This is a genomic window from Curtobacterium sp. MCLR17_058 (genome assembly GCF_003234705.2).
In the GTDB taxonomy this organism is placed as follows: domain Bacteria; phylum Actinomycetota; class Actinomycetes; order Actinomycetales; family Microbacteriaceae; genus Curtobacterium; species Curtobacterium flaccumfaciens.
Genome location: NZ_CP126262.1, coordinates 952,537 through 964,679, shown reverse-complemented (window position 1 = coordinate 964,679; position 12,143 = coordinate 952,537). Strand labels below are relative to the sequence as shown.

The 12,143-nt window shown below is 70.7% G+C and carries 9 protein-coding genes and 1 tRNA gene; 2 read left to right on the top strand and 8 right to left on the bottom strand.

Annotation, left to right across the window (positions count from 1 at the left end; all coding sequences use genetic code 11):
• Positions 1-3 precede the first annotated feature (3 nt).
• Complete coding sequence (locus DEJ11_RS04640) at positions 4-306, top strand: hypothetical protein (RefSeq protein ID WP_111103134.1); 303 nt, start codon at positions 4-6, stop codon at positions 304-306.
• A 47-nt stretch (positions 307-353) separates the two neighbouring features.
• Here the strand turns inward: DEJ11_RS04640 and DEJ11_RS04635 are convergent, their stop codons facing one another.
• The 5 genes from DEJ11_RS04635 to DEJ11_RS04615 form a co-directional block, all read right to left on the bottom strand.
• Positions 354-1,586, bottom strand: coding sequence for a CDP-glycerol glycerophosphotransferase family protein (locus DEJ11_RS04635; protein WP_111103135.1), 1,233 nt, complete (start codon positions 1,584-1,586; stop codon positions 354-356).
• 42 nt (positions 1,587-1,628) lie between these two features.
• On the bottom strand, positions 1,629-2,504 hold the full coding sequence (locus DEJ11_RS04630) for a glycosyltransferase family 2 protein (RefSeq protein WP_111103201.1): 876 nt from the start codon (positions 2,502-2,504) through the stop codon (positions 1,629-1,631).
• A 44-nt stretch (positions 2,505-2,548) separates the two neighbouring features.
• Positions 2,549-3,370, bottom strand: a complete 822-nt coding sequence (locus tag DEJ11_RS04625) for a CDP-alcohol phosphatidyltransferase family protein (RefSeq protein WP_110864465.1) — start codon at positions 3,368-3,370, stop codon at positions 2,549-2,551.
• A 4-nt stretch (positions 3,371-3,374) separates the two neighbouring features.
• Positions 3,375-4,418, bottom strand: coding sequence for a glycosyltransferase family 2 protein (locus DEJ11_RS04620; RefSeq protein WP_111029537.1), 1,044 nt, complete (start codon positions 4,416-4,418; stop codon positions 3,375-3,377).
• Positions 4,419-4,600: 182 nt separating this feature from the next.
• Positions 4,601-6,559, bottom strand: a complete 1,959-nt coding sequence (locus tag DEJ11_RS04615; protein WP_258375330.1) for a S1C family serine protease — start codon at positions 6,557-6,559, stop codon at positions 4,601-4,603.
• A gap of 191 nt (positions 6,560-6,750) precedes the next feature.
• On the opposite strand from DEJ11_RS04615, the gene DEJ11_RS04610 reads away from it, so the two are divergent.
• Positions 6,751-7,959, top strand: coding sequence for an aminotransferase class I/II-fold pyridoxal phosphate-dependent enzyme (locus tag DEJ11_RS04610; RefSeq protein ID WP_111103136.1), 1,209 nt, complete (start codon positions 6,751-6,753; stop codon positions 7,957-7,959).
• Between the two features lie 32 nt (positions 7,960-7,991).
• On the opposite strand, the gene DEJ11_RS04605 is transcribed toward DEJ11_RS04610, so the two are convergent.
• The 3 genes from DEJ11_RS04605 to DEJ11_RS04595 form a co-directional block, all read right to left on the bottom strand.
• Positions 7,992-8,831, bottom strand: coding sequence for a carbon-nitrogen hydrolase family protein (locus tag DEJ11_RS04605; RefSeq protein WP_111103137.1), 840 nt, complete (start codon positions 8,829-8,831; stop codon positions 7,992-7,994).
• A gap of 175 nt (positions 8,832-9,006) precedes the next feature.
• A tRNA-Met gene (locus DEJ11_RS04600) sits at positions 9,007-9,083 on the bottom strand.
• 63 nt (positions 9,084-9,146) lie between these two features.
• Positions 9,147-12,134, bottom strand: coding sequence for a UPF0182 family membrane protein (locus DEJ11_RS04595; protein WP_181440798.1), 2,988 nt, complete (start codon positions 12,132-12,134; stop codon positions 9,147-9,149).
• Positions 12,135-12,143: the final 9 nt, after the last annotated feature.

Below are 12,143 nucleotides of genomic sequence, written 5' to 3'. Positions count from 1 at the left end.
CCCATGCACCACCCACCAACCGCGTACGCCGTCCCGTTCGCCGTCGACCGATCGCACGCACCGCGTCGGTACGACCTCGTCAACACCGGCCACGAGCCGGTCGACGGGCTCTCCCTCACCCATCTGGGCAACGGCTACTGCCCGCCGCTCGCGGTGCGCCGCCTCGATCCGGGCAGGTCGTTGTCGCTGGCGGTGTTCGGCGCCGACCCCGAGGACACGGGGGTCGTCATCGTGCGGTGGCGTCGGCCCGACCGGTCCGAGTACCTCTGGCGGATGTCACTCGTCGGGCCGGGGCTCCAGCCGTGACCCTGCGCCGACCTGCTCCACGGAGCACCCGGGGTGACGACCGGCCGTCAGCGCCCGTCGCGTTCGGCCGCGACGGTCCGCCACCGCTCGAGCAGCCACTCCACGGCCTCGTGGAACCGCTCCGTGGCGGCGCCCGGGGTCGTGTCGCCGAAGTACCGTGCGACCCAGTGCTGCAGGCGTGCGAGCTCCTCGGCGTCGCTCGCGGCCGCGTCGACACGGGCGAGCACCGACGGGGCATCGGCCGCGGTCAGCCAGTTCGCGTCGCTCAGGTAACCCCGCTCGTCGACGTCGGCCTCCGGCGAGACCGGCCGCGTGACGATGAGGGGCTTGCCGACCGCCAGCCGGTCGTAGATCATCGCGCTGATGTCCGTGATCGCGACGTCGGCGTCCGCCAGCTGCCAGCCGAGGTCACCGCCGTCGTCGTACAGGTGGTGCGCGGCGGGGTCGGCGGCGTTGGCCGCGCTGATCGCCGCCACGATGCGCTCGTGCGCCACGCGGTACGCCGGGTCGAGCACACCACTGCGCGGGTGCGGGCGGTAGACCAGCCGGTGGCGGGGCGACGCCAGCACCTGCTCGGCGATGGCCGTGCCGTGCGACGCGATCGACCCGTACGCTGCGGCACCGCGGTCGCCCTCCCACGTCGGGGCGTAGAGCACGACGGTCCGGTCGTCGTCCGGGTACGGGGCCGCTCCGGCGAAGTGGTCGGCCTGCGGGCGTCCGATCGCGATGGTCCGGGCGTCCAGGTCGTAGTCCCACAGCGCCTCGGCCAGACGATTGCGTGCTGCGTCCCCCGCGATCAGGGCGTAGTCGTACGCCTTGAACTGGTTCGTGGTCATGTACATCTTGTCGCTCTCGCCGTGGTTGACGAAGACGTGCCACATCCGCCCGTACCGCATCATCTGGAAGTTGCGGGCGTTCTGGTTGACGTACAGCACCACCTTCGGCGCCTGGGTGTCGACGAAGTGCTCGAGGTCGACCACCTGCCGGGCGTAGACCGCGGGCACGGGCGACTCGTCGAGCAGGGTCAGCATGGTGCCCGGACTCCGCGAGACGATCGCCACCGGGTGCGTCTTCGCGAGTTCGGCCAGCGGCGCGTACCACTGGCGCACCTGGTACATGTTGACCGGACCGTCGGCGAAGTACACGGCGATCTCGACCGAACCGGGCGTCGGCTTCGGCGCGGACGGCAGTCGCTGTGCGAGCTGCCGCCGGCTCCGGCGCGACGTCAGGAGTCGCTCGACGAGCCGCAGTGCGGTCCGCAGGTCGCTGATGATCGACATGGTCGTTCTCCGGGTCTGCTCGGGCGGTACGGGGCGGGCGGGTCAGACGACCGGCGGCCGCCCTGCGATGGTCATCCGTGCGACTGTGAGCCAGCCCATCGGGCGGACCGGACCGCAGTCGGTCGTCCATCCTTCACGGATCCCACCGAACCAGGTGGCCAGTCGGCGGGGGTGACGCCACCAGCGCGCGATCTGGATCGCGGCCCACGACCCCACGTACAGCGGTCGCAGCACCGTCGGCAGGTTGCGCCGAGCGAGCCACACCCGGTTCCGGGCGTTCAACCGGTAGTACTCGGTGTGCCGCGCCGGGTCGATCGCGGGGTGGTGCGCGACGAGGTCCCCGGCGTACCAGGTCCGACGGCCGGCGTCCCACACCCGCCAGGCGAGCTCGATGCCCTCGTGGGCGTAGAAGTACTCGGCACCCCAGCCGCCGACGGCCCGGTACACGTCCATCGGCAGCACGACGGCGCCTTCCCAGACCGAGAAGACCGGCGACGAGTGGTCCGGCTCGCCCTTCCGTATCCGCGGCACCCACCGGCGGGGGTTCGCGGCGCCCGTGGGGTCGACGACCCGCGGCTGCACGAGGCCGAGCGACGGATCGTGCTCGAACACCGCGATCGCGTCGCGCAGGAACGTCGGCGACGGCACCGACGCATCGTCGTCGAGGAAGAACACGTAGTCGCCGTCGACGACCTCGGCCCCGGCGTTGCGCCCGGCCGGGATCCCGACGTTCTCGGGCAGGGCCAGCGCCCGAACGCGGTCCGGCAGCCCGGTCGGCGCCCAGCCGTTGCCGACGCAGACGACGTCGAGCTCGACGTCCTGCTGCGCGAGCACGCTGTCCAGCCCGCGGCGCAGGTCGTCCGGCCGGGTGCCCTGCGACAGGCTCACGACGGCGACGCGTGGTCGTCCGCGGTGCACCACCGCGTGGCGGCGCAGCGTTCCGGGCACGGTCGTGTCCTCGGTCACGCCTTGACCCGCTTCGAGGCGATGATCGCCAGGAAGTGCCCGACCGTCGCGAGCACCGCGAGCGGCAACAGCGCACCGACCAGGATCCGGCTGGCGAGCGGGTCGCCGATCACCAGGGCGAGCAGGGCGAAGACGAACGCGAGCATGCTCAGCTCGACCGAGTGGTACAGGCGGTGGAACGGCAGGAACTTCGCCAGACGGCGGAGCGAGGCGAGCTTCCGACCCGACGGCGCGGTGGAGGCGTCCCGTCGGTCGACGAGCTTGTCGAGCCCGGCGTTCGCGCGGGCCACGTGCACCATGTCGTTGAGGGCCTTGTTCAGCACGATGACCAGTCCGAGTGCGCAGCCGATCGTGGTCCACATCCAGTCGGCGTCGTGGATCGGCCAGGTGGCTGCCCGGATGCCGAGCGCGACCGGGATCAGGCCCTCGGTCGTGTAGTGCCCCACCTTGTCGAGGAACACCCCGGCGGGCGACTTGGTGCCGCGCCACCGGGCGACCTCGCCGTCGGAGCAGTCGACGAGCATCTGCAGCTGGCCGAGCACGAGCGCCAGCGCGGCGCCCCAGATGCCGGGGATGAGGAGGGCGGCAGCGACGCTCCAGCCCACCAGGATCATCAGGCCGGTGACCTGGTTCGCGCTGACACGGGTCTTCAGGAGCACCCAGGTCAGGTACGGCGAGACGTCGCGCAGGTACAGCGAGGCCGTCCAGTGCTCGGCGTTGGCGCGGGCACGGACCTCGTCCGGCTGGGCGACGGCCCGGAGCTCGGCGATCGAGGTCGGCCGTGCGGATCCGCGGCCGGTCGTGGGCTGGTCGGTCATTCGGTCACCGTCCCGTGTGGGTGGTCAGCTCGGACGTGCGGGTCAGGAACCCGATGATGAACCCGAGCCCCCAGCCCACGTGGATGCAGGGCAGCACGACGAGCAGCCAGAGGAGCGTCGGCAGCCCGGAGCGGCGCGCCACGGCGATCGACCCCAGGACGACGAAGAGCAGGTAGACGACGGGCACCACGAACCCGAGCAGCGCCCAGGCGAGCGGCGTACCGAGCACGGCGCCGACGACGCCGACGAGCCCGGCGACGATGCCCAGTGCCATCGCCGCCACCATGGCCGGCGGCACGAAGTAGCGCAGGCCGTTGTTCGCCGGGAACCGACGGGCGAGCTCGCCGCGCCAGAGCCCGGTGGCGACGAACTGCCGCACCAGGCGCTTCAGGCTCGGCCGCGGGCGGTACGTGACGACGAGTTCGGGCGTGAACCAGACGGTCCCACCGGTCTGGCGCAGCCGCCGGTTGAGTTCCCAGTCCTGTCCGCGCTTGATGCCCTCGTCGAAGAGTCCGACGTCGAACAGCCGCTCGCGTCGGAACACACCGAGGTAGGCGGTCTCGGCCGGGCCCGCGGTGCCGCCGACGTGGTGCGGCGTGCCACCCAGCCCGACACGGCTGCCGTAGGCCAGGGCGACGGCCCGCTCGAAGGGGGTCCGGCCCTCGGCGCGCATGATGCCGCCGACGTTGTCCGCACCGGACTCGAGGAGCGTGTGCACCGCGATGCGCGTGTAGTCGGTGGGCAGGACCGAGTGCGCGTCGACCCGGATGACGACGGGGTGCACCGACGCACGGATCGCGACGTTCAGCCCGGCGGGCGTCGACCCGACGGGGTTGTCGATCGCGCGGATCCGGGGGTCGGCAGCGCTCATCTCGGCGACGAGCTCGTTCGTGCCGTCGATCGACGGCCCGAGCGCGAGGATGACCTCGAACGGGCCCGTGTAGTCCTGGTCGAGCAGGCTGCCGACGGCGGCCCGGACCTCGGTGACCTCGTTGAGCACGGGCATCACGTACGAGACGCCCGGCAGGGGCTGTCCGTCTGACTGCATGCGTACCTCGGGGTGCTGGCTGGCGGCACGGGACGCACCGGGGCGGTGCCGCCCCGCAGAGCGACCATGAGCCTATCAAGAGGCCGAACCGCCCACCTGCGTCGACGCGGGACGCGCCCCGTGACGGACTGGAGGCCCGGCGCACGTCGTGCCCCGGGCCTCCTGTCCGTCGTGTGGTGGCGTCAGCCCTTGCTGTCGAACGTTCCCAGCTTCACGTCGGCCTGGCGGGTCTGGCCGTCGCGGACGTAGCTGATCGTCGTCGAGGCGCCACCCGCGAAGAAGCGCACCTGCGCGGTCAGGTCGGTGGCGTCGGAGACCGACGCCGAACCGATCTTCGTGACGACGTCGCCCTTCTGCAGACCGGCCTTCGCCGCGGCACCGCCGTTGGACACCGACTTGATGAGGGCGCCGACCTGGGTGGCGCTGGCGTCCTCGGTGGCGTCGCCGACCGTTGCGCCGAGGAGACCGTGGGTCGCCGACCCGTTGTCCTTGATCTCGTTCGCGACCCGCTTGACCAGGTTGGCCGGGATCGAGAAGCCGACGCCGATGCTGCCGGCGGCCGACTCCGACGACGACGAGCTGCCGGCCGAGGCGATCGCCACGTTGATGCCGATCAGTCGGCCCTTCGAGTCGAGCAGCGCACCGCCGGAGTTGCCCGGGTTGATCGATGCGTCGGTCTGGATGACCGGGAGCGAGACGGTGGTGTTCGCGGACGAGCTGCTGCCGTTGTCCCCGTTGCCCCAGAAGTCGAAGGGACCCGAGCCGCCGTTGCCGCCCTCGTTCGAGTCGCCGCCCTCACTGGGGGCGCTCGAGGTGACCTGGATGCTGCGGTTCAGCGTCGAGACGATGCCGTCGGTGACGGTGTTCGACAGGCCCAGGGGCGCGCCGATCGCGACCGCGGTGTCGCCCACGTTGAGCTTGGACGAGTCCGCGAACTCCATCGGCTTGAGGTCCGTCGCATCGATCTTGATGACCGCGAGGTCGACCGTCGGGTCGGTACCGATCAGCTTGCCCGCGTAGATCTTGCCGTTCGAGGTCGTGACGGTGATCCGGCCGTTCGAGCTGTCGCCGTCGAGGGTGACCACGTGGGTGTTCGTGACGATGTAGCCGTCCTTGCTCATCACCACGCCGGAACCGGTGCCGGCCTCGTTGCTCGCGGACACGTTGATCGTGACGACGGACGGGGTCGCCTGTGCCGCGACGGCCGTGACCACGGTGGCGGAGTCGTAGTCGTTGACGGTCAGGTTTCCGCCCTGCGACGAACCGGAGGACACCACGCTGCCACCGTCGTTGCCCGAGGAGACGGCCCAACCGGCACCGCCGCCGACCAGACCACCGGCGATGACCGCGGCGATGACCGGCAGGAGCAGCTTGCTGCGGCCCGAGCGGTCCTTGGTCGTCGTGGTCGCGGCTGCGCCCGAGGCGTCGTCGCTGAAGTAGTGACCGTTGCGCTGGTTCGCGCCGTCGACGTCACCGAAGCCGCTCGTGGCCGACTGCGGGGCCTGCGCGGACGCGTTCGCGTACTCGGAGGACGAGCTCGGAGCGGTCGAGGACGTCGGCTGGGCGTACTCGCCGTAGCGGGGGCGTTCGCCGCCCGGCTGGCCGTACTGGGACTGCTGGCCGTACGGGTTCTGGGGCTGCTGGCCGTACTGGCCCTGCTGCCCGTAGGGGTTCTGGGGCTGCTGGCCGTACTGGCTCTGCTGGCCGTACGGGTTCTGGGCCTGCGGCGTCTGCTGGCCGTACTGCGACTGCTGGCCGTACGGGTTCTGGCTCGGCTGGGGCTGCTGGCCGTACGGGTTCTGGCTCTGCTGGGGCTGCTGTCCGTACGGCGACGTCTGCTGGCCGTAGCCGCCCTGCTGCGCACCCGAGGAGTCGCCCGAGACGGCGGGGTACGGCGCGGTGTAACGGTCGGTCGGGTGGTCCGTCGACGACGGGATCACATCCGTGTGGTCCGGGGTCGTCTCGTCGTTCTGGTTCTGGTCCTGGTTCGGGCGACGGGTCTCGTCCGGCTGGTCGGAGTCGTTCGGCATCGACGTGTTCCCTCTCGTGGCCGCTGCTGCGGCGTCCTCACTGGCGGCAGGCGGAGCCGCATCGTCCGGACGGCGGTCGTCGCCCTGCCCGCTGGGCGTGGTGTCGGTCATGCTGGACGTGCTCCTTTCAAGCTCGTGCAGTCTGTCGCAAGCACCTGAGCGGTCCTTCTGGCGAGGCTGCGAGCCACCCCTGGCGATCTTATGCGTGCGCTGTACACGGTGGCCCGGTCCGCCGCGGGACGGACAGCTAGGTTGGGGTCCGTTCAGCGCGACGCGTCGTCGCCCGCACGGGAGGGAACCACATGCGCCAGGCAGGACCGTGGCTGCGAGCCGCCGACGGAGCGATGCTGCTGGGACCGGACGGGGTCCCCGCACCGACGGTGTTCGCCGAGATGAGCGCCCTCGCCGCCAGCACCGGCGCGGTCAACCTGGGGCAGGGCTTCCCCGACGAGGACGGGCCGGCCGAGGTGCTCGAGGCCGCGGTGCAGGCGATCCGCGACGGCGTGAACCAGTACCCGCCGGGCCGGGGCACCCCTGACCTGCGGGCGGCGATCGCCGAGCACCAGCAGCGGTGGTACGGGCTCGAGGTGGACCCCGACCGCGAGGTCCTCGTCACCGCCGGCGCCACCGAGGCGCTGGCCGCCACGGTCCTCGCGCTGGTCGAACCCGGTGACGAGGTGATCACCTTCGAGCCGTTCTACGACGCCTACGGCGCGCTCATCCGGCTGGCCGGCGGCGTGCACGTCACGGTCCCGCTCACCGCGCCCGACTTCCTGCCCGACGAGCGCACGCTCCGCACGGCCTTCACCGACCGCACCCGCGCCGTGCTCGTGAACACCCCGCACAACCCGACCGGCCGGGTCCTGCCCACCGAGGTGCTGCAGACGATCGTCGACCTGGCCACCGAGCGCGACGCGGTGATCATCACGGACGAGGTCTACGAGCACCTGACGTTCGACGTCCCACACACGCCCATCGCGACCCTGCCGGGCGCCGCCGAGCGGACGGTGTCGGTGTCGAGCGCGGGCAAGACCTTCAACACGACCGGGTGGAAGGTCGGCTGGCTCACCGCTCCGCCGGCACTCGTCGACGCGATCACGACGGTGAAGCAGTACCTGACCTTCGTGAACGGCGCGCCCTTCCAACCGGCCGTCGCCGTGGGACTCCGCCTGCCCGACGCGGTCTTCACCGGCATCGCCGCCGACCTGCGCGCGAAGCACGAACTACTCGCCGACGGACTGACGGCGGCGGGGTTCGACGTGATGCGACCCGACGGCGGCTACTTCGTGCTCGCCGACGCCGCGCCGCTCGGGTACGACGACGCCCGTGCGTTCTGCCTCGAACTGCCCGCGTTGGCCGGTGTCGCGGGCGTGCCGGTCTCGGCGTTCGTCCGCCCGGACCGGGTCTCCGGCTACCGGTCTCTGGTGCGCTTCGCGTTCTGCAAGCGCCGGAGTGTCCTGGAGGACGCCGCCGCACGCCTGGCGACCCTCGGAGCGCGCCCCGGCGCCTGAGACGCGACCGCGTCGGGGACGCGACCGACGCGTCAGGGCTGCCCCGGGCCTCCAGGCAGGGTGCGCAGTGCGACGTCGTAGCGCCGCAGCGACAGCGACGGGTTCACCCGTCGGACGGCGTCGGTGACGGTGGTGTCGATCGTGGCGGTGAGCGTGGTCGGCGAAGCGCCGGCCGAAACGACCGCGACGCCCGACGGGTCGAGGACGACCGAGCCGCCGATCCCGATCGGCGGCGTCTGCCCGACCCCGACGACCCAGACGGTGTTCTCGATCGCGCGGGCGGTGAGGAGCGTGTGCCAGTGGTGCTCCTTGCCGGGGCCGCGCACCCACTCCGCCGGGAGGACGACGACGTCGGCCGCTCCGGTATCGGGAGCGGCGAGCCGTCGCGTGACCTCGGGGAAGCGCAGGTCGTAACAGGTCTCGAGCCCGACGCGGACTCCGCCGAGCTCGAAGACCGGCAGCTGCTCCGGGTCGCCGGACTCGATGCGGTCCGACTCCCGCGAGCCGAAGGCGTCGTAGAGGTGGACCTTCCGGTACGTCGCCGCCAGGTCGCCCGACGGGAGCACCGCGACCAGGGTGTTCCGGAAGCGCTCCGGCGTGCCTGCCGACTCGGCGACCCCGACGACCAGGGCGATGCCCGTTTCGCGGGCGATGTCGCGCAGGCCGGAGACGAACGGACCGTCCAGGGGCTGCGCGGCCGCCACGAAGCGATCGTCGATGTCGGCGGTGAAGTACGAGGTGTACTCCGGCGTGATCAGGAGATCCGCGCCACGGGCCGCCGCGTCGACGGCGGCGGTGCGCACGGTGTCGAGGTTGGCGACGGGGTCGTCCACGGGGGCGAACTGCGCCGCCGCGATCGTGAGGGTGGCCATGGGGCGAGCGTACCCGGGGGCCTGCGGCGGGCGGGCCTGCGGCTGGGCGTCCTGCGCCGGGCGTCTCGCGTCTCGCGTCTCGCGTCTCGCGTCTCGCGTCTCGCGTCGGGGCGTCTCGCGGTGGGGACACGAAGAAGGCCCCGGTCCTGTTGGACCGGGGCCTTCATGTGACGCTTGGTTGCGGGGGCAGGATTTGAACCTACGACCTCTGGGTTATGAGCCCAGCGAGCTACCGAACTGCTCCACCCCGCGGCACGTTTAGAAGCCTACACGGGGCCGTGGCGGGACACAAATCGAGTGCCCCGCCACGGTGTGTCAGTTGCCGTTCTCGGCTGCCGTGGCGGCCTCGATCGCGTCCTGGAGGCGCTGGTCGGCTTCCGCCGCGGCGACCAGGTCGTTGTCGGCGTAGGCCTCCTGGCGGTCCTGCAGGGCTGCCTTGGCGTCAGCCAGGGCTTCCTGCAGGGCGTCGTTGTCGGTCGAGCCGGAACCCGTCGAGCCGGTCGAGCCGGAGCCCGAGGAACCCGTGTCGGAACCGGACCCCGTGTCGGAGCCGGACCCGCTGTCGGAACCGGAACCGGAACCGCTGCCGGAACCGCTGCCGCTCGCGCCGGAGTCGCCCGCCGCGGCACCGGAGTCGCCGCCGAACAGCGAGTTCAGCGCCTCGTCGAGGGTGTCCTCGAACGCGATCTTGTCGCCGAAGGCCACGAGGACCTTCTGCAGCAGCGGGTACGAACCACTCGAGGTCGACTGGACGTAGACGGGCTGCACGTAGAGGAACCCACCGCCGACCGGGAGCGTGAGCAGGTTGCCCTGCTTCACGGTCGAGTTGCCCCGCTTCAGGATGTTGAGCTCCTGCGACACGGTCGAGTCACCGTTGAAGAGGCTCTGCACCTGTCCGGGGCCCGGGATGTTGTCGGTCTTCGGCATCGTCAACAGCGTGAGTTTGCCGTAACCCGACGCCTTCTCGCCCTTGCCGGCACCACCCGCGTCGGAGTTCACCGCCAGGTAGCCGGTCAGCACGTTGCGGTTGTTCGCCCCGGCCGACTGCTGCGGGATGTAGGTCGTGTACAGCGAGTACGCCGTCCCCTGCCCCGGCACCTTCATCGTCAGGTAGTACGGGTCCTGCAGGTTCGCCCTGTTGGCGGTCGTCGTCGTCTGCGCGCCGAGTGCGTTCGTCGACGTCGCCGCGGTGTCGGCGTCACTGTCCGACGTCGCCGTGCTGGTCGGTTCCTGCGGGGTGTTCCACGCGTCGTCGCCCGAGTAGAACGAGTTGGCGTTGGTCACGTGGTACGTCCCGAGGATCGAGCGCTGCACCTTGAACAGGTCCGTCGGGTACCGCACGTGGTCGAGGAGCTCGGCGCTCATGCTCGACACCGGCTTCATCGACGTCGGGAAGATCTTCTGCCACGTCTTCAGGACCGGGTCCTTCGTGTCCCACGTGTACAGCGTCACCTTGCCCGTGTAGGCGTCGACGGTGGCCTTCACCGAGTTCCGGATGTAGTTCACCTGGTCGGTGCGGTACGTCGAGGACTCGGCGCCGGCGATGCTGTCCGACAGGCTCTGGCTCTGCGAGTACGGGTACGCGTCGCTCGTCGTGTAGCCGTCCACCACCCACTGGATGCGGTGGTCGACGATCGCCGGGTAGGCGTCGCTGTCGACGGTCAGGTACGGCGCCGCCTTCTGCACACGGGTGATCGGGTCGCGGTCGTAGAGGATCTGCGAGTCCTTGTTCACCGCGTTCGAGAGCAGGATCTGCTCCGACTGGAACTTCGCGGCGTAGACGAGCCGGTTGAAGAAGTTGCCGAGGCTCGGACCGCCGTCGCCGGCGTAGGTGGTGGTCGCGTTGCCGCCGTTGTCGTCGTCCGAACCGGACGGGTAGTCGAGCTCCACGTCCTTCGTGCCCTTCGGCGCACCCACGATCGAGTAGGGCGGCGAGGTCTCACCGAAGTACACGCGCTGCTGGAAGTCGCCCAGTGCACCGTTCGACGGGATGCCGGACTCCAGGAACACCGGCTTGCCGTCGCTCGCGCGCTGGTTGCCGTAGGCCGCGGTGACGCCGTAGCCGTGGGTGTAGACGAACGCCCGGTTGTACTGCGTGTTCGCGGCCGAGCTGAGGCCGGCGAGGTCGATGTCGCGGACCGCGATGACGGTGTCCTCGGTCTCGCCCTTGACGTCGTAGCGGTCGACGTCCAGCTCCTTCGGGAACTGGTAGTACTGCCGGTACTGCTGCAGCTGGCTGAACGTGTCGGAGACGATCTTCGGGTCGATGAGGCGGATGTTCGCCGTCGTCTGCGCGTCCTTCGCGAGCGCACCCGAGCTCGTCTCGGTCGTGGCGTCGTAGTTCTGTTCCTCGACGCCGGCGACACCGTAGGCGTCTCGCGTGGCCTTGATGTTCCGCTCGATGTAGGCGGACTCGAAGGTGCGCTCCGAGGGCTTCACCTGCAGACGCTGGACGACCCACGGGTAGATGCCGCCGACGACGATCGCGGCGACGAGCAACAGGCCCGTGCCGACGATCGAGATGCGCCAGCGGCCGATGACCGCCGTGACGATGAAGAGCAGCGCGACGATCGCCGCGATGCCCGCCATGATCTCGCGGCCGGGGATGACCGCGTTGACGTCGGTGTACTGGGCACCGGTGATGAGCGAGTTCGACTTCGTCAGCGCCGCGTACTGGTCGAGCCAGAGGCTGACGGCCTGCAGCGCGATGTAGAGCGCCGCCGTGACCGCTAGCTGGATGCGCGCGGCACGGGAGATCCGGACCTCGCGACCACCGAAGCGGAGCGCACCGTAGAGGTAGCTCGCAGCGAGCGCGGCGAGGCCGGCGATGAGGACGACGGCCGACGAGTAGGCCACGATCGAGCGCCAGAACGGCAGCTCGAACACGTAGAACCCGATGTCCAGTCCGAACTGCGGGTCGGTCTTGCCGAACGGCGTGCGGTTGAAGTACTCGAGGACCATGCTCCAGCGGCCCGCGGTCGAGAGCCCGGCGAAGATGCCGAGGACCACGGGGATGCCGATCATCACGGCGCGCCGCAGCGGCTCGATGACCTGCTGGTAGCGGTCGAGCTGCGAGTTGAGCTTCGCGTAGACCGGCCGGAACCGGAACGCGAGCGCGATGCTCACGAAGACCGGGACCGCCATGCCGAGGAAGCCCGCCAGGAACATCAGGGTCCCGGCGATCCACCGGGTGGTGAGGACCTGCTGGAACCCGAGCTGCGCGAACCACGCGTAGTCGGTGTACAGGCTGGCGAAGATGAAGAAGGCGATCACCAGTGCGGCCAGCACGATGATCGTGACCACGATGGGGAC

Bases quoted from the DNA above. Each gene is read 5' to 3' on its own strand.
- DEJ11_RS04640 (WP_111103134.1), top strand. From the start codon at position 4: ATGCACCACCCACCAACCGCGTACGCCGTCCCGTTCGCCGTCGACCGA.
- DEJ11_RS04635 (WP_111103135.1), bottom strand. From the start codon at position 1,586: ATGTCGATCATCAGCGACCTGCGGACCGCACTGCGGCTCGTCGAGCGA.
- DEJ11_RS04625 (WP_110864465.1), bottom strand. From the start codon at position 3,370: ATGACCGACCAGCCCACGACCGGCCGCGGATCCGCACGGCCGACCTCG.
- DEJ11_RS04620 (WP_111029537.1), bottom strand. From the start codon at position 4,418: ATGCAGTCAGACGGACAGCCCCTGCCGGGCGTCTCGTACGTGATGCCC.
- DEJ11_RS04615 (WP_258375330.1), bottom strand. From the start codon at position 6,559: ATGACCGACACCACGCCCAGCGGGCAGGGCGACGACCGCCGTCCGGAC.
- DEJ11_RS04610 (WP_111103136.1), top strand. From the start codon at position 6,751: ATGCGCCAGGCAGGACCGTGGCTGCGAGCCGCCGACGGAGCGATGCTG.
- DEJ11_RS04605 (WP_111103137.1), bottom strand. From the start codon at position 8,831: ATGGCCACCCTCACGATCGCGGCGGCGCAGTTCGCCCCCGTGGACGAC.